Origin of the sequence: Microbispora sp. NPDC046933 (assembly GCF_040644635.1) — a bacterium.
Lineage (GTDB): Bacteria > Actinomycetota > Actinomycetes > Streptosporangiales > Streptosporangiaceae > Microbispora.
The window spans coordinates 1-22,245 of record NZ_JBEYWW010000005.1 but is presented as its reverse complement, the minus strand read 5'-3'; the positions used below and the strand labels follow the sequence as shown (position 1 = coordinate 22,245).

The following is a 22,245-nucleotide window of genomic DNA, read 5'->3' as shown; positions in this document are numbered from 1 at the left end:
CGACCCGAAGTCGGCCGATGGCGGAAATTGTCGGCAACAGCCGGGTATGCGGTGGCGTAGCTCTCAATCACCGGGACTGGTCGGCGTGATTTCCCTCCCATCCTCCGGTCCGCGTGCCGGTGGCCGGGACCGAGGGCCGCCGGACGCTCCCCGCGCCGCGATGATCGGTCCCCACCGGGCAGGTCGTCTACGTCGACGGCGGCGCGGAGACCGTCCTGCGCGGCCCCGAGGTCTACGGGTCACTTCCGGCCGGCGGTGTTCTGCACTCCCGTGGTGTCGAGCTCGGCCACGCTGTAGGCCGCGTAGGTCTGGTACGGGCTGCGCCCGCTGAAGTACGGCGTGAGCACCTGGTCGAACTCCTCGGCCGAGAAGACGCCGTCGGCGGCGGTGAACTTCCGCTCGACGGTCGGGGCGGCCATCAGCGCCACCATGTCGCCGTACACGACGAACACCTGGCCGTTGATCTCCTCGGCGGCCGGGGAGGCCAGGTAGCTCACGAACGTGCCCACCCGCTCCGGGGCGAGGATGCCCGGGCCCTCGCCGTCTCCGGCCGCGTCCCCGCCGGAGAACACGTGGGCGGTCATCCCGGTGTGGGCCCGGGGGCAGATCGCGTTGGCACGCACGCCGTACCTGCTCAGGCCCTGGGCCGTCGAGAGGGTCAGCGCCACGATGCCGGCCTTGGCGGCGGAGTAGTTCGGCTGGCCGGCCGAGCCGAAGAGGAACGCCTCGGAAGAGGTGTTGACGACGCGGCCGTAGACCGGGCCGCCGGCGGCCTTGCTCGCCGCCCGCCAGTGGGCCGCCGCCGCCCGGGAGACCGCGGCGTGCCCCTTGAGGTGGACCCGGATGACGTCGTCCCAGTCGGACTCGGTCAGGTTGAACAGCATCTTGTCGCGCAGCACGCCCGCGTTGTTCACCACGATGTCCAGGCGGCCCCAGGCGTCCACCGCCGCTCCGACGAGGCGGTCGCCGATGGACCAGTCGCCGACGTCGCCCGTCACCGCGACGGCCTCCCGGCCGAGCGCCCTGATCTCGGCCGCGACCTCCTCGGCGGCGGGGCCCACGTCGTTGACGACGACGTTCGCGCCGCGCTCGGCCAGTGCCAGCGCCTCGCTGCGGCCCAGGCCCGCGCCGGCGCCGGTCACGACGGCGGTCCTGCCCTCAAGGCTGATGTTCGAGCTCATGTCCCGCTCCCTGTGCGATTCGGAGGGTCCACAAACTAGTACGAATTCTAGTTCGCGGCCAAGATCGTCACCACCCAGTAGGACTGGACCCGCGTCACTCCAGGAGTTCGACCGCGTGCGCGAACTGGTCCACGGGCCGCCAGAACGGCAGCCGCAGCCGGGAACGCTGAGCGTTCGAGGGGGAGAAGGCCGGGCCGGCGGTGACCAGCACGCCCCTCCTCCGCGCGCGTTCGGCCAGGGCGACGGCGTCGGTTCCGGTGTCGACCCACAGCGCCGTACCACCGTGCGGCGGCGTCCACCGCCACGCGGGGCGCCGTTCCGCCAGGACCGCCGCCGCCTCGGCGAGATGGGCCCGCAGACGATGGGTGCGTTCCTGCCGGGCCCGGCCGGCCTGCGCCAGGAGCTCGGCGGTCACCATCTGGTCGATCACCGGAGCGGCCAGGTCCAGTGCCGCCTTGGCCTGCGTCAACCGCACGATCATCGGGCGTTCCGCACGGATCCACCCGACCCGCAGCCCGCCCCAGAGCAGTTTGGACGCGGTGCCGATCCTGATCACCGAGCCGGGATGCGCGGGGTTGGGCAGCGGGGGCCGGACCCCGCGGTCGTCGAGGACGAGGTCGGCACAGGATCGGTCTTCGATCGTCAGCACGTCGTGCCTGCCGACGATCTCGCTGAGCCGCTCCCTGCTCGCCGCCGGCCAGCTGATCCCGGTGGGGTTGTGCGCCGCGGGCTGGCAGTAGAGGAGGGCGGCCCGATGCGCGACCCGTTCGAGATGGTCGAGGTCGAGGCCGTCCTCCCGCACGGGCACCCCCGTCAGCCTCGCCCCGGCCGTACGGAACGCCTCGATCGCGCCGCGGTAGCTCGGCTCCTCGACCAGGACCTCGTCTCCCGGCGCGACCAGGGACGACGCGCACAGCCAGACGGCCTGCTGGGAGCCGGAGGTGACGAGGATCTGGTCCGGCTCGGTCGGCAGCCCCTGCAGGGTGTACTGCTCGGCCACGATCGCGCGAAGACGCGGCAGCCCCGCGGCGTAGTAGCCGTCATCCGCGAGGTAGACGTCGAGCTCGCGCAGGTCGACCGCCGAGACGACGTCGCGCACCAGCGACAGGGCGGGCAGGGCGCCGCTGGAGAGGTCCAGCTCGACAGGGCGGCGGGTGCGGCCGAAGGACGCCAGCCGCCCCTCGACGGGGTGATCCCCGCCCGCGCTCCGGTCGCGCCGGACGCGCGACCCGGATCCCTGCCGGGACGTCAGGTGCCCACGGGCGGCCAGCTCCGCGTACGCCTCGGCGACGGTCCCGCGGGACACCCCCAGCGCGGCGGACAGCGCGCGTTGCGGCGGCAGCGCGGCACCGTCGACCAGCACGTTGCCGGCGATCAGCTCGGCGAGCGCGTCGGCGAGCGCGTGCGGCAGCGGCACGTCCTCCGCCCGCCACCCGCCGATCAAGCGGGCCAAGGCGGCGCTGTCGAGGTGTTCCGCACGTGCCATGGACCAATTCTGCGTGATTGGCCTGGCCGATCCGGTGGCGGACCGACATCCTCGACCGTACGCGCAGGTCGATGACGACAGGAGGTCGCGGTGGCGACGGTGGTGCTGCTGGGAACGCTGGACACCAAGACCGAGGAGTATCGCTGGGTCCGCGACCGACTCCGTGACGCGGGCTGCGACGTGCTCTTGATCAACGTCGGCACCTTCGCCCACGGGGCGGAACTCGCCGACGTCGGCGCGGACGAGGTGGCGCGGGCGGCAGGGACCGAGCTCGACCGGCTCCGCGACGCCCGCGACCGCGGCGCCGCGATGGACGCCATGGCGACCGGGGCCGCCGTGATCGTCCGGCGGCTGTTCGACGAGGGGCGCCTCGACGGCCTTCTCGCGATCGGCGGCTCCAGCGGCTCGTCCGTCGCCGCCCGGGCACTTCAGGCTCTGCCCGTCGGAGTGCCCAAGCTGCTGGTCTCGACCATGGCCTCGGGTGACGTCGGCCCCTACGTCGGGGACGTCGACGTCACCCTCATGTACTCCGTCGTGGACATCTCCGGCATCAACCGCCTCTCGCGAGCGGTTCTCGGCAACGCCGCGGCCGCCGTAGCCGGGATGGCGCAGCGGTACGCCCGGGTCCGGCATGAGACCACCGGCGACGAGCGGAAGCTCGTCGGCGCCACGATGTTCGGGCTCACCACGCCAGCCGTCGACGAGGCCCGTGACCACCTGACCGGCCTCGGATACGAGGTGCTGGTCTTCCACGCCACCGGTTCCGGCGGGCGGGCGATGGAGGCCCTCGCCGCCTCCGGCATGCTCGACGGCGTCCTCGACCTGACCACCACCGAGCTGGCCGACGACCTCGTCGGCGGGGTCCTCACCGCCGGCCCCGACCGGCTGGAGGCGGCCGGGCGGGCCGGCATCCCGCAGGTGGTCAGCGTCGGCGCGCTCGACATGGTCAACTTCGGGCCCCGCGACACCGTGCCGGAGAAGTTCGCGGACCGGAAGTTCCTGGTGCACAACCCCACGGTCACCCTCATGCGGACGACCCGCGACGAGATGGCCGAGCTGGGCGCCCGGATCGGCGGCAAGCTCAGCCGCGCCACCGGGCCGGTGGAGGTCTACCTGCCGCTGAAGGGCGTCTCCGGGATCGACGTCGAAGGAGGGCCCTTCGCCGACCCCGACGCCGACGCCGCCTGCTTCGCCGCGATCCGGGACGGCCTGAAGGACACCGGCGTCCCCGTCCACGACGTGGACGCCGCCATCAACGATCCGGGCTTCGGCAGGACCGCGGCAGAAGCCCTGCACCGCCTCATCCGCGCACGTCGAACTGGAGACTGAGATGAACCGTGAGACCGCTCTCGAACGCCTGCGCGCCACCGCCGAGGCCGGCCGGCCCATCATCGGAGCGGGCGCGGGCACCGGCCTGTCGGCCAAGGCCGCGGAGGCCGGCGGCGTCGACCTGTTGATCATCTACAACTCGGGCCGTTACCGCATGGCCGGCCGGGGGTCGCTCGCCGGGTTGCTTCCGTACGGCGACGCCAACGCGATCGTCGTCGACATGGCCAGGGAGGTCCTCCCGGTCGTGCGCGACACCCCCGTGCTGGCCGGGGTCTGCGGCACGGACCCCTTCCGTCTCATGGGCCCCTTCCTCGACCAGTTGAAGGCGATGGGCTTCGCCGGCGTGCAGAACTTCCCCACCGTCGGCCTGTACGACGGCAAGTTCCGGCAGAACCTCGAAGAGACCGGGATGGGCTACCGGCTCGAAGTGGACATGATCCGCGAAGCGTGCCGGCGTGACCTGCTCACGGCCCCCTACGTCTTCGACGCCGAGCAGGCCGCGGCGATGGCCGAAGCCGGAGCCGACGTCCTCGTGCCGCACGTCGGGCTGACCACGAGCGGCAGCATCGGCGCGGAAACCGCGCTCACCCTCGAAGAGGCGGCCGCCGCGGTGCAGGAGATGCGCGATGCCGCCGTCGCGGTGAACCCCGAGGTCATCGTGCTCTGTCACGGCGGCCCCATCGCCGAACCGGAGGACGCCCAGTTCGTCCTCGATCACACGAACGGGATCGCCGGCTTCTTCGGGGCGTCGTCGATGGAACGCCTCCCCACGGAGAAGGCGATCGCCGCCCAGGCGACGGAATTCAAGAGCCTGCGGCTCAGCCCTGCCTGACGTTCACCACCTGTGTCCGCCGGCCTTCACGCCGCCGAAGGGCAGTTCCGCCTCCAGTTCGTCGTTCTTCCTTGCCTGCCGCGGCCACGGCTTCCCGGTGACCGGGACCGGTTCACGACTCCCGTTGTGGCGGCGGAGAGCCTGTTCCCAGTGAGCGGGACTCGTCACTTCCGGTGTTCCGCGTCACCCCACTATTTCGGCCCAACGCATGGTGGAACGGAAGACGTATGGGAAGTTTGGACGGAAAAGTCGCGATTGTTACGGGAGCCGGTCAGGGCGTCGGCCAGGGGATCGCCCTCGCCCTCGCCTCCGAGGGTGCGTCCGTGGCGGTGCTCGGGCGCACCATGGCGAAGCTGGAGGCGACCTGCGAGCTGATCCGCGAGCGCGGGGCGCGGGCCGAGCCGTTCCTGTCCGAGGTGACCGACACCGACGCCATCCCCTCGATCGTGGAGGAGGTGGCCGGGCGGCTGGGCGGGATCGACATCCTCGTCAACAACGCCTACTCCGGCGCGTACGGCCCGCTGCTGTCGATGAGCGACGCGGACTTCCAGAGGGGCTTCCACAGCGGCCCGTTCGCCGCGTTCGCGTTCATGAAGGCCTGCCACCCCCACATGAAGGCACGCGGCGGCGGCAGCATCGTCAACCTCGTCACCTCGGCCATGGTCCGCTGGGACCCCACCACCTACGGCGCGTACGCCTCGGCCAAGCAGGCGCTGCGCTCGCTGACCCGCACGGCGGCGGCCGAGTGGGGGCCGGACGGCATCCGCGCCAACTGCATCGCCCCGCACGCCCTGTCTCCCGGGCTGAAGCGGTGGACGGAGGCCTTCCCCGAGGAGGCGGAGGCGTTCCGCCAGACCATCCCCCTCGGCTACATCGGCGACTGCGAGCAGGACATCGGCCGTGCCGTGGTCGCGCTCGTGGGCCCGGACCTGCGCTACCTGACCGGCGCGACCGTGCCCCTCGACGGCGGGCAGGCATTCTTCGGCTGACCCGCAGCACCCCGCACCACCTGCCGCCGTCGCCCACCCAGGTGAGGCACGGGGGGCCTGACCGCCGGATTTCTCCCGGTCAGCGGGATTCGCCGGATCGCCGGCGGGTCCCGCTGACTAACGTCTGGACAGCTTGAAGACCGGAGTGGAGGATCCCCCATTGACTGAACAAGCGCCGGATGTGCTCGCCCCGGCCAGGCTCGGGCCCGTGACCCTGCGCAACCGCGTCATCAAGGCCGCCACGTACGAAGGGCTGAGCCGCAAGAGCCTGGTCACCGACGAGCTGATCGAGTTCCATGTGCGGCACGCCCGGGGCGGCGTCGGCATGACCACCGTGGCCTACTGCGCGGTCGCCCCCGAGGGGCGCACGGACGCGCGCCAGATCCAGTGGACCCCCGAGGCGCTGCCCGGCCTGCGCAGGCTCACCGAGGCCGTGCACGCCGAGGGCGCCGCCGTCGCCGCGCAGATCGGCCACGCCGGGCCGGTCGCCAACCCCAAGTCGAACAGGCTGCCCTCGCTCGGCCCCACCCGGCACTTCCACGCCACCACGACGAGCTTCACCAAGGCCGCGACCCGGGAGGACCTGCGGCGGATCGTCGCCGCCCACGCCCACGCGGGGAAGATGGCGATCGAGGCGGGCTTCGACGCCGTCGAGATCCACCTCGGGCACAACTACCTCGCCAGCTCGTTCCTCAGCCCTCGGGTCAACCACCGCAAGGACGAGTACGGCGGCAGCCTGGCGAACCGGGCCCGCCTGTCCAGGGACATCGCCCGCGCGGTGCGCGACGCGGTCGGCGACCGGATCGCGATCACCGCCAAGCTCAACATGGACGACGGCGTGCCCGGCGGCTTCTGGCTGGACGAGTCCATCCAGGTCGCCCAGTGGCTGGAGGAGGACGGCTCGCTCGACGCGCTGGAGCTCACGGCGGGCAGCTCGCTGCTCAACCCCATGTACCTGTTCAAGGGCGACGCCCCGCTGCGCGAGTTCGCCGCGGTGATGAAGCAGCCGGTGAAGCTCGGCGTTCAGCTCGTCGGCAAGCACTTCCTGCGTGCCTACCCCTACAAGGACGCCTACCTGCTCGATGACGCCCGGCAGTTTCGCGCCGCGCTGAAGATGCCGCTCATCCTGCTCGGCGGGATCACCGGCAAGCAGGTCATGGACCAGGCGATGGCCGAGGGCTTCCAGTTCGTCGCGATGGCCCGGGCGCTGCTGCGCGAGCCGGACCTGATCAACCGCATCCAGGCCGACAACAGCGTCAGGTCGCTGTGCATCCACTGCAACAAGTGCATGACCGCGATCTACGGCGGCACCCACTGCGTGCTGACCGGCCCGATCCCGGCGTCGGCCTCCGCGCGGCAGAAGGGGTAGCGGTGCGCCGGGAGACCATCGCCGACCTGCTGCTCGACCGCCTGGGCGACGACCACCCCGGCCTGCGCACCCGCGAGCACACCTGGACCTGGGACGCGGTGGTGCGGGAGAGCGCCGCCCGGGCCGCGCTGGCGCGGTCACTGCGGCAGGACGGGCCGTTCCACATCGGCGTGCTGCTCGACAACACTCCCGAGTACGTCTTCTGGCTCGGCGCCGCCGCGCTGAGCGGCGCGACGATCGTCGGGATCAACAGCACCCGGCGCGGCGCATACCTGGAGCAGGAGGTCAGGCACACCGACCCGCGGCTCGTCGTCACCGACGAGGCCGGCCTGAAGCTGCTGGACGGCCTCGACATCGGCGTGCCGCGCGACCGCTTCCTGCTGGTGGACGGCGACGGCTACGCGGACACGGTCGCCGCGCACGCCTGCGAGCCGGTCCGCGATCCGGAGATCACGCCGAAGACGCGGATGCTGCTGCTGTTCACCTCGGGCACCACCGGCGCCTCCAAGGCCGCCATCTGCTCCCAGGGCCGACTGACCGGGCTCGGCTACGCCAACTGCGAGAAGTACGACGTGCGGCGGCACGACGTCAGTTATTGCTGCATGCCGCTCTTCCACGGCAACGCGCTGATGGCGCTGTGGGCGCCGTCGCTGACCGCGGGGGCGACGGTCGCGCTCGTGCCGAGGTTCTCCGCCTCCGGGTTCCTGCCCGACGTCCGCTTCTACGGCGTCACGTTCTTCACCTACGTCGGCAAGGCCATCGCGTACGTCCTGGCCCAGCCCGAGCGGCCCGACGACGCCGACAACACGCTCGACCACGCCTTCGGCACCGAGGCGTCGCCGGAGGACCAGGCGGAGTTCCTGCGCAGGTTCGGCTGCCGGCTCGTCGAGGCGTACGGCTCCAGCGAGGGCGCCGGCATGATCACGCTCGCGCCCGATGGACCGGCGGCCGCGCTCGGCCGCCCGGCGCGCCCCGGCGTACGGGTGGTCGACCCGGAGACCCGGCAGACCTGCCCGCGCGCCGTGCTGGACGCGCACGGCCGGGTGACCAACGCCGAGGAGGCCGTCGGCGAGATCGTGGACGTCGACGGCGCGGCGAGGTTCGAGGGCTACTACAAGAACGAGGCGGCCGACGCCGAGCGGGTCCGGCACGGCTGGTACTGGACCGGCGACCTCGGCTACGTCGACGAGGACGGCTACATCTACTTCGCGGGCCGGTCCGGCGACTGGATCCGGGTGGACGGCGAGAACATCTCCGCCCTGCTGACCGAGCGCGTGCTGCGCCGTCACCCGCTGATCGTCGCGGCCGCCGTGTTCGGCGTGCCCGACCCGCGCTCCGGCGACCAGGTCATGGCCGCGATCGAGATCCCCGAGGGCACGTCGTTCGACGACCTCGGCCTGCCGGAGTTCCTGGCCGCGCAGGAGGACCTCGGCACCAAGGGGGCGCCGCGCTACGTGCGGGTCTCCCACGCGCTGCCGGCCACCGGGTCGAACAAGCTGCGCAAGAAGGAGATGCAGATGGACGGCTGGCGGACCGGCGACCCGGTCCACCGATGGGCGGGCCGGGGCGCGCCCTGCTATGCCCTCATGGGCGAACAGGACAAGGCCGCGCTGCGCGAGGAGTTCGCCGCCAACGGGCGCCTGCGTTTCCTCGGTCAGGCGTGAAGGAGAGCGGACATGGATCTGCGTGAGAGTCCCGAGCAGCGCGAGCTGCGCCGGGAGCTGAGGGAGTACTTCGCGGGCCTGCTGCCGGAGGACGAGCGGCGCCGCGTCGGCGAGGAGGGCGTCGGCGGCCCCCGGTTCCGCGAGGTCGTGCGTCGCCTCGGCGCCGACGGCTGGCTCGGCATCGGCTGGCCGGTCGAGTACGGCGGGCAGGGCCGGTCGGTCGAGGAGCAGTACGTGTTCTTCGACGAGGTCCAGCGGGCCGGGCTGCCGTTCCCGTTCGTCACCGTCAACACGGTCGGGCCGACGCTGATGAGCCACGGGTCGCCCGAGCAGAAGAAGCGGTTCCTGCCCGGCATCCTGTCCGGCGACGTGGTCTTCGCGATCGGCTACACCGAGCCCGGCGCGGGCACCGACCTCGCCTCCCTCACCACCCGGGCGGTCAGGGACGGCGACGAATGGGTGATCGACGGCAGCAAGATCTTCACCAGCGGCGCCAACACGGCCGATTACGTGTGGCTGGCCTGCCGTACGGACCCCGACGCGCCCAAGCACAAGGGCATCTCGATCCTCATCGTGCCGACGAGCGCGCCCGGCTTCTCCTGGAGCCCCATCCAGGCCGTGGGCGGGATGGTCGTGGCGGCCACGTACTACAGCGGCGTACGGGTGCCGGCCGACGCGGTCGTCGGTGAGGTGAACGGCGGCTGGCGGCTCATCACCCACCAGCTCAACCACGAGCGCATCGGCCTGGCCGCGCTCGGCGGCCGGATGATCCAGCTCTGGGAGCAGGTCGCGGACTGGGCACGGGACAACGGCGCGATGGAGCTGCCGTGGGTCCAGCGGGACCTCGCCCGCGCGTACGCCCGCCTGGAGGCGATGCGGCTGATGAACTGGAAGATGACCGACGCGGTCGCGCGTGACGCGCTGTCGGGCGCGGACGCCGGGGCGGCCAAGGTCTACGGCACCGAGACCCACATCGACGTGCAGCGCACGCTGTCGGGGATCATCGGCGCGGGCGGGCGCGTCCGCCCCGAGTCGCCCGGCGCCGTGCTCGCCGGGCAGATCGAGCAGCTGTCGCGGCAGGGCATCGTCAACACCTTCGGCGGCGGCGTGAACGAGGTCCTGCGGGACATGGTCGCCACCCAGGGCCTCGGCCTTCCCCGGGCTACTCGATGATGGGGGCGGGCCGCTGATGACCGCATACGAGGACTTCGCCGGACGGGAGATCGTCCCGCCGCGTGAGGGGCCCGACCCCGTGAACGTGCCCATGATCCGGCACTGGGCCGAGGCGATGGGCGACCGCAACCCCGTGTACCTGGACGACGACGCCGCACGCGCGACCGGCCGCCCAGGGATCGTCGCGCCCGCGTCGATGACGCAGGCGTGGACGATGCGGGGGTACGCCGCGACCGTTGCGAACGGTCAGGGGGCCGAGGAGCTGAACGCGCTGCTCGAGAAGGACGGCTACACCTCGGTGGTGGCGACCGACTCGGAGTTCGAGTTCCACCGTGAGCTGGTCGTCGGCGACCGCGTGAGCGTCCGGGAGGTCGTGGAGTCGATCTCCCCGGAGAAGAGCACCGCGCTGGGCGTCGGACGGTTCGTGACCACGGTCCGCACCTACACCGACCAGGACGGCGAGGTCGTCGCCGTGCAGCGCTGGCGTCTGTTGCGCTTCAAGCCCAAGAACACGCGGGAGCCGAAGGCGCTGCGGCCCAGGCCCGCGGTCAACCGGGACAACGCGTTCTGGTTCGAGGCGGCGCGTGAGCACCGGCTGGTGATCCAGCGTTGCTCCGGGTGCGCGACGCTGCGCCACCCGCCCGGCCCGTGCTGCCCGCACTGCGGCTCGTTCGAGTGGGACGTCGCCGAGGCGTCGGGCCGCGGGCAGGTCTACAGCTTCGTGGTCGCCCACCACCCCCGCCACCCGGCGTTCGAGTATCCGCTGATCGTCGCGGTCGTGGCGCTCGACGAGGGCACGCGGCTCATCACCAACCTGGTCGGCGTGGAACCCGGAGAGGTCGAGATCGGCATGCCCGTCGTCCTCGACTGGCTGGACGCCGACCCCGACCTGTCACTTCCGGTGTTCCGCCCGCAGGAGAAAGACTGATGGACTTCACGCTGGACGAAGAGCTCGAAGCGGTGCGTGGCCTGGCGAACCAGATCTTCGCCGACCGCGCCACGACCGAGCGCGTACGCGAGGCGGAGGGCTCGCCGGACCGCCTGGACGAGGAGCTGTGGGCGGAGCTGGGCAAGGCCGGCCTGCTCGGCATCGCGCTACCGGAGGAGGCGGGCGGGGCCGGGCTGGGCCTGGGCGCCCTGTGCGTGCTGCTGGAGGAGCAGGGCCGCCATGTCGCCCCGGTGCCGCTGTGGCCCGCGGCCGTCGGCGCGCTCGCGGTCGCCGCGCACGGCACCCGCGAGCAGCGCGAAAGCCTGCTCCCCGCGGCGGCGGACGGCTCGTCCCGGCTCACCGTGGCACTGGAGGAGTTCGGCCCGGCCGACCCGGCCGAGCCGCGCTGCGCGGCCCGCCCGGATGGGGACAGCTGGCGGCTGACCGGCGTCAAGGCGGTGGTCCCCTCGCCGTTCGGCGCGGCCCACGTACTGGTCTCGGCGGCGGCGGAGGGAGTGCCGGGCCTGTTCCTGGTGGCCTCGGACGCGGAAGGCGTCTCCTGGGAGGCCGAGGAGACCACGACGCACGACCTCGCCGGCACCCTCACCCTGGACGACGCCCCGGCGCGGGCGGTCGGCACGCCGGGGGACGGCGCGGTCGGGTGGACGATCGAGCGGGCGGCGGTCGCGCTGGCGGCCGTGCAACTCGGCGTCGCCCAGGGCGCGATCCGGCACGCCGTGACGTACCTCTCCGAGCGCAGGCAGTTCGGCCGTCCGCTCGGCACCTTCCAGGCCGTGCAGCACCAGCTCGCCGACTGCTACATCGACGTCGACGCGATGCGCGTGTGCCTGTGGCAGGCGGTCACCTCGCTGCAGGGAGGCGAGGACGCCGCGGCGGCCGTGCTCGTCGCCAAATGGTGGGCCGGGGACGCCGGGCTGACCGTGGCGCACCGGGTGCAGCACGTCCACGGCGGCATCGGCGTCGACGTCGACTATCCGGTCCACCGGCACTTCCTGTGGGCCAGGCAGATCTCGGGCACGCTCGGCGGGCCGAGCGCCGACCTCGCCCGGCTCGGCGCGGTCATCGCCGCCGGAAGGATCACGTCATGACCGGCAGGACGTACGACGAGGTGGCGGTGGGGGAGGAGCTGCCCCCGCTGCCGATCCCGCTGACCCGCACGCTCATCGTGGCGACCGCGATCGCCAGCCGCGACTACCAGGACGTCCACCACGACCCCGGCCTCGCGGCCGAGCGCGGGTCGAAGGACGTCTTCATGAACATCCTCACCACGAACGGCCTGGTCGACCGGTACGTCACCGAGTGGGCGGGCCCGGCCGCCGTCGTCAAGGCGATCAGGATCAGGCTCGGCGTGCCCAACTACCCCGGCGACACGATGACGCTGACCGGCACGGTCACCGCCAAGCACGACGAGGACCACCGGGTCGAGATCGCCGTACGCGGCGAGAACGGCCTGGGCGCTCACGTCACCGGCACCGCCGTCGTACGGCTCCCAGCGAAGGGTGCGACATGAGCAGTCTCTCGGGTGCCGCCGCCATCGCCGGTATCGGCGCGACCCGGTTCTCCAAGGACTCCGGCCGCAGCGAGCTCCGGCTCGCCTGCGAGGCCGTGCTCGCGGCCGTCGCCGACGCCGGCCTGAAGCCGTCCGACGTGGACGGGATGGTCACGTTCACCGCCGACACCAACGCCGAGATCCACGTCGCCCGCAACACCGGCATGGGTGACCTGACGTTCTTCTCGCGCATCCCGCACGGCGGCGGCGCGGCCTGCGGCACCGTCCAGCAGGCGGCGCTGGCCGTCGCGACCGGCGTCGCCGACGTCGTGGTCTGCTACCGGGCGTTCAACGAGCGGTCCGGAGTGCGTTACGGTCTCGGCCAGGCGGACCGGCCGGTCGAGACGGGCGCGGACAGCGCGGCGTACGCGTGGCTCAACCCGTTCGGCCTGTCGACGCCCGCCCAGTGGGTGGCCATGTTCGCCCGCCGCTACATGCACGAGTACGGCGCGACCAGCGAGGACTTCGGCCGTGTGGCCGTGGTGGACCGCAGGCACGCCGCGAACAATCCGGCGGCCTGGTTCTACCAGCGGCCCATCACGCTGGAGGAGCACCAGGCGTCGCGCTGGATCGCCGAGCCGCTTCACCTGCTGGACTGCTGCCAGGAGACCGACGGCGGCCAGGCGCTGGTCGTGGTCTCGGCCGAGCGGGCGCGCGACCTGCCGCACCCGCCCGCCGTCATCCTCGGCGCGGCCCAGGGCTCGGGCGACGACCAGCACATGATGACGAGCTACTACCGTCCCCGCATCACCGGCATCCCCGAGATGGGGCTGGTCGGGCGGCAGCTGTACGTGCAGAGCGGCCTCGGCCCCGCCGACATGGACGCGGCGATCCTGTACGACCACTTCACGCCGCTGGTGCTGCCGCAACTGGAGGAGCTGGGCTTCTGCGCCCCCGGCGAGGCCAAGGACTTCGTCGCCGACGGCAACCTGGAGCTCGGCGGGCGGCTGCCGTTCAACACCCACGGCGGCCAGCTCGGCGAGGCCTACCTGCACGGCATGAACGGCATCGCCGAGGCCGTCCGCCTGGTGCGGGGCACCAGCGTCAACCAGCCGGAAGGAGTGCGCAACGTGATCGTGACGGCGGGCACCGGGGTGCCCACCAGCGGCCTGGTGCTCGGAGCCGACAGATGAACACCGGCGGGATGAACACCGGCGAGTGGGCCGGCCGCGACCTCGGCGAGCGCACGGTCGCCTACGACGAGCGGGAGGCGATCCTCTACGCGCTCGCCGTCGGCGCCCCGGCCACCGACCTCGGCCTCGTCTTCGAGGAACGGCTGCGGGTGCTGCCGACGTTCGCGCTGACCAAGGCCCAGTGGGCGCCGGACGCGCTCGGCTCTCTGGGCGCGTTCGACACCCGGACGGCCGTGCACGGCTCCCAGCGGCTGGTGGTGCGCGAGCCGCTGCCGCCGGCGGGCGAGCTGACCATGAAGGCCCGTGTCGCCAGGGTCTGGGACAAGGGCGGCGCCGCGGTCTTCGAGGTCGAGGTGGACAGCGAGTTCTTCCTCGCCACCTGGTCGCTGTTCGCGCCAGGCCGCGGCGGGTTCGGCGGCGAGCGCGGTCCTTCGGCCCCGAAGCGGCCCGAGACGCCGCCCGCGCGTCAGCTGCGGCTGGACACCTCGCCCAACCAGGCCGCGCTCTACCGCCTGCTCGGCGACCGGCACCACATACACATCGATCCGGAGGCGGCGAAGGCGGCCGGGATGCCCGGGCCGTTCATGCACGGCCTGTGCACGCTGGCGGCGGTGACGCTGCCGCTGGCCGACGCCGTGGGCGCGCACCCGGCCGACCTGGCCGAGCTGGCGGGCAGGTTCGCCGCCCCGGTCTTCCCCGGCGACCGACTCGACCTGCGTACGTGGGACGAGGAGGGCGGCGTGGTCTTCGAGGCGGCGGTGAACGGCACCCCCGTGCTGACGGGCGGGCGTGCCGTCTTCCGCGAGGCTCAGTCTCCGGTCACTCAGCCGCCGGTCACCAGGTAGCGAGCCGGGACCTCGCCTCCGCCGTGCACCGGGACGTCCGCCCCGGTGAGGTAGGAGGCGAGGTCGCTCGCCAGGAAGAGGCAGGCGTTCGCCACGTCCTGCGGCACCGCCATCCGGCGCATCGGGATGACCTCCGACAGCGCCGCGCCGCCGTCCTCGCCGTACAGGGAGGCGGCGGCCTCGGTCCTGATCAGGCCGGTGGTGATGTGGTTGACCCGCACCTTCGGCGACCATTCCAGCGCCAGCGCCCTGGTGAGCACGAGCAGCCCGGCCTTGGCCGCCGAGTACGCCGCGGTGCCCGGCTGCGGGTCCACGCCGGAGACGCTGCCGATGTTGACGATCGACCCGCCGGTCTCCTGCTCGCGCATGACGAGGTTGGCCGGCTGGGCCACGTAGAACGGCGCGAGCAGGTTGAGGTCCACGATCCGCTCGACGAACCGCGGGGAGACCGTCGCCGCGTCGGCGTTCGGCGATCCTCCGGCGTTGTTGACCAGCACGTCGAGCCGGCCCAGGTGGTCCACGGTCTGCTTCACCAGCCGGGCCGCCTCCTCAGGGTCGCGGATGTCGGCGGCGACGAAGCGCGCGGTCCGGCCGTCCGCCGAGGGCAGCTTGTCCGGCTCGTTCCGCCCGCACACCACCACACCGGCGCCCGCGGCGAGGAACGCCTCGGCGATCACGAAGCCGATGCCCTTGGTCCCCCCGGTGACCAGCACCGCCCGGCCGCCGAAGTCCATCGTCACGTTCACCGTTTCCTCCCACGTCTCGATACGACCCAGGGAGGGTACGGCCGGCCGCCCGCCGGTGGGGGAGAGGTACCGGCCAGCGGGACCACGCCTGACGGGCCGGGCCGAGACGGCTCACCATGACGGTCATGACCGAGAACGAGGCGCTGACGATCCCGGGAGTGCTGGAGCAGGCGGCCCGGGAGTTCCCGGGCACGGAGGCGGTGGTGGACGGCGCGTCCCGCCTGACCTACGCGGAGCTGCACGCCCGGGTGCGCGAGGTGGCCCGCGGTTTCCTCGCGCTCGGCCTTGAGCCGGGGGAGCGGGTGGCGATCTGGGCTCCCAACAGCACGCGGTGGATCGTCACCGCCCTCGGCGCGCTCTGCGCCGGCGCCGTCGTGGTGCCGATCAACACCCGATACAAGGGCGAGGAGGCCCGCTGGCTGCTGGCGCGCGGCCGCGCCCGCGTGCTGTTCACCGAGGACGGCTTCCTCGGCAACGGCTACCTCGCCATGCTCGGGGTCGCCGATTCCGGCGTCGAGGGCCTGCCCGCGCTCACCACCGTCGTCACCTACGACGAGGACCCCAGGCCGGGCGCCACGACCTGGGCGGACTTCCTTGCGGCCGGTGCGGCGATGCCGGACGAGGCGGCCCGGGAACGCGCGGCGGCGGTGCGCCCCGACGACGTGGCCGACATCCTGTTCACCTCCGGCACCACCGGCAGGTCCAAGGGCGCGATGTGCACCCACCGGCAGAACGTCCGCACCTACCTGGCGTGGAGCGCGCGGACCGGCCTGCGCCAGGGCGACCGCTACCTGATCGTCAACCCGATGTTCCACACCTTCGGCTACAAGGCCGGGGTGTTCGCCTGCCTGCTCAGGGCCGCCACGATGGTGCTCCAGCCGGTGTTCGAGCCGGACGAGACGATGCGGCTGATCGAGGCCGAGAAGATCACCGTGCTGCCCGGCCCGCCGACCGTCTACGTCTCCATGCTCGACGCGCCGGGCCGCTCCCGCCACGACCTGTCGTCGCTGCGGCTCGCGGTCACCGGCGCCTCGGTCGTCCCGGTGGCGCTCGTACGCCGCCTGCGGGCCGAGCTGTTCCCCCAGGTCGTCACCGCGTACGGGCTGACCGAATCGTGCGGCACGGTCACAGCGTGCTCGCTGGAGGACGACGACGTGACCGTCGCCTCCACCTCCGGCCGTCCGATCGAGGGCGTGGAGGTGAAGGTGACCGGCCCGGACGGCGCGCCGGTGCCGGTCGGCCAGGACGGCGAGATCCTGGTGCGCGGGCACAACGTGATGGTCGGCTACCTGGACGACGACGCGGCGACCGCGGCGGCGATCGTGGACGGCTGGCTGGTGACCGGCGACCGCGGCCGGCTCGACGAGCGGGGCTACCTCGCCATCACCGGCCGGTCGAAGGACATGTTCGTGGCCGGCGGCTTCAACGTGTACCCGGCCGAGATCGAGCAGGTGCTCGCCGCCCATGAGGGCGTCGCCGAGGCCGTGGTGATCGGCGTTCCGGACGCCCGCATGGGCGAGGTCGGCCGCGCCTACGTCGTGCCCCGCCCCGGCGCGGCGGTCACCCCGGGGGCGCTCACGGCCTACTGCCGGGAGCGGCTGGCCAACTTCAAGGTGCCACGCGAGGTCGTCCTCGTGGACGGCCTGCCGCGCAACGCCAGCGGCAAGATCGACAAGGCCGCCCTCGCGTCTCACCCGCCCGCGTCATAATCCGGTCCGGCCTCATCCTCGGGATAAGGCCGGACCGGACGCGGCCGGCATCGGACGAAGAGGTTTCCAGCTTGTCAAACGCCGGGATGGAGCGCTCGTGGCGGCAGCCGCCACGTGCACGAATCGCCGGGCGTCCCTGTCAGGTCACATCGGGCCGCGGCGAACGGCACAGGGAGATCTTGACCCGTCCAGAGGCCAAACCTAGCCTTTGTGGGAGCGTTCCCACGGCCGCCCGCACCACGTTCCACCGGCCCCGCTGTTTCGGCCGACCTGTTCGGCGCCGCCACGGTTCCGGAGCTAGACGTGCCTGACAGTCGAAGGAGAGTCATGCGGCTTTCGGTGGACTTCGCCGCCAACCGTTCCGGCACAACGGAGCTCGCGTGGGGACAACGGGCCATCTGGGGGGCCATCCACGACGTGGGGCCGGACGACGCGCACTACTTCAACGTGCCCCGGCTGCTCGTCGTCCCGCGTGCGGGCGGCCCGCGCCATCCTGAGGTCGTGGCGGCGGCCCTCGCCGAGACGGTGGGCCGGCACGACGGCCTGCGATCCCTGGTACGGCTCGGCGAGGCCGGGCCGTACCAGGAGGTGACGGCGGCCGGGACGCTGTCGATCGAGCTGGTCGAGGCGGCACGCGGCGACGCGGACGACGCCGCGGCGGAACTCGTCGCCCGCCTGTCCGGGCGGTCCTTCGGCGACGGCGAGCAGCCGCTGCGCGCCGGATTCGTGGTCTGCGACGGCGCCGTGACCCACGTGGCGCTCGTGATCAGTCATGTCGTCGCGGACTGGCGCGCGGCCGACGTCGTGGCGCGTGACCTGCGGATGCTGCTGCTCCGCGGCGCGATCGCGCGACCGCCGTCGTCGCAGTTGCTCGACCTGGTGCGGGAGGAGAAGGCGGCGGCGGCCCGTTCTGATCGGGCGATCGCGCAGTGGGAGGCGCTTCTCCGGACCGTGCCGTCCGCCATGTTCCCGAGAGCGGTCGGGGCGGGCGCGACGCCGAGGTACGCGCGGGCCGTGCTGTCGTCGCCCCGGCTCAACCACGCCGCACAGGTGCTCGCCCGCCGTGCCGGCGTCAGCTCCGCCACGGTGCTGCTGGTGGCGGTCGCCATGCAGTTGCGCGAGCTGACCGGGCACGAGGTGTGCGCGATCACCCCGATCGTGCACAACCGCTTCGACGACCGGACCCGGGACCTGGTCACCAGCCTGAACCAGCTGGGACTGTTCACCCTGGGCCCGTGCGGAGGACTCGCCGAGACCCTCGTGAGCGCCTATCCGGCGGTTCTCGCGTCCTACCGGCGCGCCCGCTTCGACACGCTTGCCTTCGACGCGATGATCGACCGAGTGAGCGCCGACCGGGGCATCTCCGTGTTTCCGTCGTGCTGCTTCAACGACCTGCGCCCAGGCGAAGATCCGGGCGGCGCCGACCGGGCGGACGAGGAGCCCGAGCTGGAATGGCTCCCCGGCACGGACCAGCGCAGCTGCCACTTCTGCGTGGCCCTGATGCGCTGGAAGGGCACGCTCGGTGTGGAGCTGAGCGCCGACACCACCCGCCTGCCCGAGGCGGAGATCGCCACCCTGCTGTACCGGCTGGAGTCCTTCGTGGTCGGCGCAGCTCGCCGGGAATTCGCGTAGGCCGCTCAGCCGCCCTCGTGAGGCAGCTCGACGGCGAGGGTGAGGCCGCCCTCCTCGCGCGGGGTGGCGGTCACCACGCCGTCGTGGGCGTCGGCGATGGCGCGCACGATCGACAGCCCGAGGCCGCTGCCGCGTTCGGAGCGCAGCCGGTCGCCGTGCAGCCGCCGGAACGGCTCGAAGATCGTCTCGATCTCGTACGGCGGCACGGGCAGGCCGGTGTTGGCCACGACGAGCTCCACCCGATCGGCCCGCCGCCGGGTGGACACCCACACCTCACCGCCGGGATGGTTGTGCCGGATCGCGTTCTCCACGAGGTTCTGCACCAGCCGCTCCACCAGCACCGCCTCGCCGGCCGTCGGCGCGGGGTCGAGCAGCCGGTGCACGGTCACCTGGGCCGCCTTCGCCTCCTCGGCCGCGGTGTCCAGCACGTGTTCGGCCACGTCGGTCAGGTCGAAGGGCCGCCGGTCGAGGATCTTCTGCTCGCCCTCGGCCAGGGCGAGCAGGCCGTCGATCAGCCGTTCGTGCCGGGCGTTGACCAGCAGCAGCGACTCGCCCAGGCGCTTGACGTCCTCGCTCGCGTCGGCGCGGCGGACCGCCACGTCCACCAGCGTGCGGTTGATGGTCAGCGGCGTGCGCAGCTCGTGCGAGGCGTTGGCGACGAAGCGCCGCTGGCCGTCGAACGAGCGGGCCAGGCGGCCCAGCACGGTGTCCACGATGTCGGCCAGCTCCTTGACTTCGTCGTCCGGGCCGTCGTGCGCGATGCGTTCGGTCAGGTCATGGCTCTGCGCGATCCGCCGGGCGCTCGCCGTGACCGACCGCATCGGCCGCAGCGCCCATCCGGCCGCCCGCCAGCCGAGCAGCGCCGCCAGCGCGCCCCCGGGGACGAGCGCGATCCCGCCCGCGACGAGCACGTTCTTGACGGTGTCGGCCTGGTAGATCCGCCTGACCTGCGCGACCCGCTGCTGGGCCACGTAGTACGACGCGTTCCCCGGCAGCAGGAGGGAGCCCGCGACGCTGACGAACTTGGGCTCACGCAGCCCGTCGCGGGGCTCCAGGCTCTGCCGTACGACGAAGGCGACGACCCCGACCAGGACGGCGCCGGCGAGGACGAACACCCCGCCGCAGGCGAGCGCGAAGCGCAGCCGCAGGTTCTTCGTCACGGGATGCGATACCCCGCTCCCGTGACCGTCTCGATGACCGGCGGATCGCCGATCTTGCGGCGCAGCTTCATCATCGTCGTGCGGACGGTGTTCGTGAACGGGTCGATGTGCTCGTCCCAGACCTTCTCGAGCAGCGTCTCGGCGGAGACCACCGCACCGTCCGCGCGCAGCAACTCGGCCAGCACGCCGAACTCCTTGCGGGCGAGCGGCACGTACCGCCCGCCGCGGAAGACCTGCCGGTGCGCCCAGTCGAGCCGGATGCCCGCCCGCTCCAGGATCGGCGGGTCGGCGGGTCGCACCCGGCGGCCCAGCGCGTGCACCCGCGCCACCAGTTCCTCGAACGCGAACGGCTTGGGGAGGTAGTCGTCGGCGCCCAGCGACAGCCCCTCCACCCGGGAGCGCACGTCGCCCGCGGCGGTCAGCATGAGCACGCGGACGTGCGCGGCCTCGGCTACCACCGCCCGGCACACGTCGTCGCCGTGCGTCCCCGGCAGGTCCCGGTCGAGGATCAGCACGTCATAGTCGTGGACGCGCACCCGCTCCAGCGCCCCGTCTCCGTCGTAGGCGACGTCCACCGCGAGCGCCTCCTCCCGCAGGCCCTCGGCGATCGAGTCGGCGAGCATGCGCTCGTCTTCCGCGACCAGCACCCGCATCGAAGCCCCCTTCACCCATCGAAACCGTCCCAGGCTGCCAGGAGCGGCATAACCAGGACGTAACCGAATCAGGTGACGGCGAGTTTATCGATCATTCGCTGAAGTGTCCGGGCATCGCCGGGGGGCCGCCCCGGCCCTGACCCGGGGGATCGTCCATGCTCGCCTCGACACCCGACGTCCGCATCGAGCCGCCCAGGCCGGGCCCCGCGAGATGGGCGTCGGCTGGCGGACACGGCCTGTTCGCCGCCGTGCTCACCGCGGCGGCGGCCCTGCGCGTGCTCGTCATGCTGGCGTACGACACCGCGCAGCTCTACTGGTACGACTCGTTCACCTATCTCGACACCGCGGTGCACCTGAAGCCGGGCGGCGCGTTCCACCCCGCCGGATACTCCTTCTTCCTGCGGCTGCTGTGGCCGTTCCACAGCGTGGAGCTGGTGGCCGGCGTGCAGCACGCCATGGGCCTGGGCATCGCCGTGATGATCTACGCGCTGCTGCGCCGCCACCGGCTGCCCGCGTGGGGCGCCACCCTGGCAACGCTGCCCGTGCTGTTCGACCCGGCTTTCGTCCGGCTTGAGCACGCCGTGCTCTCCGACACCCAGCTGATCTTCCTCGTCGTCGCCGCCCTGACCGTCGTCATGTGGCGGGCGAAACCGTCCGTACGGACGGCTGCCGTCGCGGGGGCGCTGCTCGCGCTGGCCGGGCTCACCCGGACCGCCGCCGTGCCGCTGCTCGGCCTGGTCCTGCTGTATCTGGTCGTGCGGCGGTCCGGGGTACGTCAGGTGGCCGCGCTTGCCCTCGCCGGGGTGCTGCCGCTGGCGGCCTACGCGGGCTGGTATCAGGCCCATCACGGGCGCTTCGCGCTCAGCAGCTCCGACGGGGTGGCGCTGTGGGCGCGGACGATGACGTTCGCCGACTGCGCGGTCATCAGGCCGCCCGCCGACGAGGCGAAGCTGTGCCCGAACGGCACGGTCGTGGACGCCGCGTCCGAGTACGTGTGGGCGCCGGGCGCCTCGCTCAACCTGCTGCCCGGCGATCGCTTCTCCCACAACGACCTGGCCCGCCGGTTCGCGCTGCGCGCCATCGCGGCGCAGCCGCTCGACTACCTGCGCGAGGTGGCGCACGACGCCTCGCTCGCCTTCGCGCCCACCCCCGTGCGGCACCCGAGGCGCGTGTCCCCGGCGCTGTCGTTCCCCGTCGGCTCCTGGCCGCTGCCCTCCTTCCCGCTCATTGAGACCGTGCGCGGCGAGTACGACCCCGCTATCCGCGGCATGTCGTCGGTCGCGCCGTACGCGTCGCTTCTCGGCGCGTATCGCTTGCCCGGCCTGCTGCACGGGCCGTTGTTCGGCGTGGCCCTGCTGCTCGGGGGTATCGGGGCGATCGGCCGGCGGCGGGCGGCGCTGCTGCCCTGGACGGTGGCCACCTTCCTGTTCCTCGGCCCCATCGCCGCGCTCGACTTCGACCACCGCTACGTGCTGCCCGCCGTTCCCGTGGCCTGCGTCGCGGCGGCGCTGGGCATACGCGATCTGGGCATGCGGAACCTGGGCATGCGGAATCTGGCCGCGGCCGGCCTGCGCCGCCTCCGCCGTGCGGCCGTCTGACCGCCGCCGGTCGCCTCGGAATGTCCCGCCTCCCAACCTCGGCGAGCCCATGCCACCCGTGGCCCCGCTAGGTCCGCAGTCGTCTGGCTCCTGGGGGCCGGTGGTAGGTGAAGACCCAGCGGTCGGTGCCTTCCTTGCGGCGGGTGTAGCGGTCGGGGTGGCGGTAGCGGTCGCGGTTGTGGAACTGGCAGGCGGGGCCGAGCAGTTTCAGGTCGGTCAGGCCGCCGGTGCTCCAGTTGTCGGCGTGG

General features: G+C 72.6%; 20 protein-coding genes. 14 read left to right on the top strand and 6 right to left on the bottom strand.

Going from position 1 to position 22,245, the window contains the following annotated elements; genetic code table 11:
- Positions 1 to 239 precede the first annotated feature (239 nt).
- Together ABZ857_RS08165 and ABZ857_RS08160 are read right to left on the bottom strand one after the other, a co-directional pair.
- Entirely contained in the window at positions 240 to 1,181 is a 942-nt protein-coding gene (locus ABZ857_RS08165; RefSeq protein WP_357039446.1) for a 3-oxoacyl-ACP reductase, read from the bottom strand.
- Between the two features lie 94 nt (positions 1,182 to 1,275).
- Positions 1,276 to 2,667: a PLP-dependent aminotransferase family protein gene (locus ABZ857_RS08160; RefSeq protein ID WP_357039444.1), complete on the bottom strand. Its 1,392-nt coding sequence runs from the start codon at positions 2,665 to 2,667 to the stop codon at positions 1,276 to 1,278.
- A gap of 90 nt (positions 2,668 to 2,757) precedes the next feature.
- Between ABZ857_RS08160 and ABZ857_RS08155 the strand changes: the two genes are divergently transcribed.
- The 11 genes from ABZ857_RS08155 to ABZ857_RS08105 all read left to right on the top strand — a co-directional run bounded on the left by ABZ857_RS08155 (position 2,758) and on the right by ABZ857_RS08105 (position 14,499).
- A complete protein-coding gene (locus ABZ857_RS08155) occupies positions 2,758 to 3,996 on the top strand; it encodes a Tm-1-like ATP-binding domain-containing protein (RefSeq protein WP_357039441.1) in 1,239 nt (412 codons plus the stop codon).
- 1 nt (position 3,997) lies between these two features.
- Positions 3,998 to 4,828, top strand: coding sequence for a phosphoenolpyruvate hydrolase family protein (locus tag ABZ857_RS08150; protein WP_357039437.1), 831 nt, complete (start codon positions 3,998 to 4,000; stop codon positions 4,826 to 4,828).
- A gap of 227 nt (positions 4,829 to 5,055) precedes the next feature.
- Positions 5,056 to 5,817, top strand: coding sequence for an SDR family oxidoreductase (locus ABZ857_RS08145; protein ID WP_357039434.1), 762 nt, complete (start codon positions 5,056 to 5,058; stop codon positions 5,815 to 5,817).
- A 160-nt stretch (positions 5,818 to 5,977) separates the two neighbouring features.
- A complete protein-coding gene (locus ABZ857_RS08140; RefSeq protein ID WP_357039431.1) occupies positions 5,978 to 7,186 on the top strand; it encodes an NADH:flavin oxidoreductase in 1,209 nt (402 codons plus the stop codon).
- 2 nt (positions 7,187 to 7,188) lie between these two features.
- The gene (locus ABZ857_RS08135) at positions 7,189 to 8,850 is read left to right on the top strand and encodes an AMP-binding protein (protein ID WP_357039428.1); all 1,662 of its coding nucleotides are present in this window, start codon (positions 7,189 to 7,191) and stop codon (positions 8,848 to 8,850) included.
- A 12-nt stretch (positions 8,851 to 8,862) separates the two neighbouring features.
- On the top strand, positions 8,863 to 10,023 hold the full coding sequence (locus ABZ857_RS08130) for an acyl-CoA dehydrogenase family protein (RefSeq protein ID WP_357039425.1): 1,161 nt from the start codon (positions 8,863 to 8,865) through the stop codon (positions 10,021 to 10,023).
- A 16-nt stretch (positions 10,024 to 10,039) separates the two neighbouring features.
- Complete coding sequence (locus ABZ857_RS08125; protein WP_357039422.1) at positions 10,040 to 10,951, top strand: MaoC family dehydratase N-terminal domain-containing protein; 912 nt, start codon at positions 10,040 to 10,042, stop codon at positions 10,949 to 10,951.
- Positions 10,951 to 12,060, top strand: coding sequence for an acyl-CoA dehydrogenase family protein (locus tag ABZ857_RS08120; RefSeq protein WP_357039419.1), 1,110 nt, complete (start codon positions 10,951 to 10,953; stop codon positions 12,058 to 12,060). The genes ABZ857_RS08125 and ABZ857_RS08120 overlap by 1 nt, the downstream gene beginning before the upstream one ends.
- A complete protein-coding gene (locus ABZ857_RS08115) occupies positions 12,057 to 12,482 on the top strand; it encodes a MaoC family dehydratase (RefSeq protein WP_357039416.1) in 426 nt (141 codons plus the stop codon). The genes ABZ857_RS08120 and ABZ857_RS08115 overlap by 4 nt, the downstream gene beginning before the upstream one ends.
- On the top strand, positions 12,479 to 13,654 hold the full coding sequence (locus tag ABZ857_RS08110; RefSeq protein WP_357039413.1) for a lipid-transfer protein: 1,176 nt from the start codon (positions 12,479 to 12,481) through the stop codon (positions 13,652 to 13,654). The genes ABZ857_RS08115 and ABZ857_RS08110 overlap by 4 nt, the downstream gene beginning before the upstream one ends.
- A complete protein-coding gene (locus ABZ857_RS08105; protein ID WP_357039410.1) occupies positions 13,651 to 14,499 on the top strand; it encodes a MaoC/PaaZ C-terminal domain-containing protein in 849 nt (282 codons plus the stop codon). Before ABZ857_RS08110 ends, ABZ857_RS08105 begins: the two co-directional genes overlap by 4 nt.
- Here ABZ857_RS08105 and ABZ857_RS08100 read toward each other — a convergent pair.
- Entirely contained in the window at positions 14,478 to 15,245 is a 768-nt protein-coding gene (locus tag ABZ857_RS08100) for an SDR family oxidoreductase (RefSeq protein WP_357039408.1), read from the bottom strand. The genes ABZ857_RS08105 and ABZ857_RS08100 overlap by 22 nt on opposite strands.
- A 125-nt stretch (positions 15,246 to 15,370) precedes the next feature.
- Here ABZ857_RS08100 and ABZ857_RS08095 point away from each other — a divergent pair, with 125 nt between their 5' ends.
- Both ABZ857_RS08095 and ABZ857_RS08090 read left to right on the top strand, forming a co-directional pair.
- Positions 15,371 to 16,954, top strand: coding sequence for a FadD3 family acyl-CoA ligase (locus tag ABZ857_RS08095; RefSeq protein WP_357039405.1), 1,584 nt, complete (start codon positions 15,371 to 15,373; stop codon positions 16,952 to 16,954).
- A gap of 327 nt (positions 16,955 to 17,281) precedes the next feature.
- Positions 17,282 to 18,586 carry a condensation domain-containing protein gene (locus tag ABZ857_RS08090; RefSeq protein WP_357039402.1) on the top strand — a complete coding sequence of 435 codons (1,305 nt, stop codon included), beginning with the start codon at positions 17,282 to 17,284 and terminating at the stop codon, positions 18,584 to 18,586.
- A gap of 5 nt (positions 18,587 to 18,591) precedes the next feature.
- Here ABZ857_RS08090 and ABZ857_RS08085 read toward each other — a convergent pair whose 3' ends face one another.
- Together ABZ857_RS08085 and ABZ857_RS08080 are read right to left on the bottom strand one after the other, a co-directional pair.
- Positions 18,592 to 19,746: a HAMP domain-containing sensor histidine kinase gene (locus ABZ857_RS08085; RefSeq protein ID WP_357039399.1), complete on the bottom strand. Its 1,155-nt coding sequence runs from the start codon at positions 19,744 to 19,746 to the stop codon at positions 18,592 to 18,594.
- Entirely contained in the window at positions 19,743 to 20,399 is a 657-nt protein-coding gene (locus ABZ857_RS08080) for a response regulator transcription factor (RefSeq protein WP_357039396.1), read from the bottom strand. The genes ABZ857_RS08085 and ABZ857_RS08080 overlap by 4 nt, the downstream gene beginning before the upstream one ends.
- A gap of 155 nt (positions 20,400 to 20,554) precedes the next feature.
- Here ABZ857_RS08080 and ABZ857_RS08075 point away from each other — a divergent pair, with 155 nt between their 5' ends.
- Entirely contained in the window at positions 20,555 to 21,997 is a 1,443-nt protein-coding gene (locus ABZ857_RS08075; RefSeq protein ID WP_357039393.1) for a hypothetical protein, read from the top strand.
- 67 nt (positions 21,998 to 22,064) lie between these two features.
- Here the strand turns inward: ABZ857_RS08075 and ABZ857_RS08070 are convergent.
- On the bottom strand, positions 22,065 to 22,245 hold a 181-nt coding region (locus ABZ857_RS08070), incomplete at its 5' end, for a hypothetical protein (protein ID WP_357039391.1).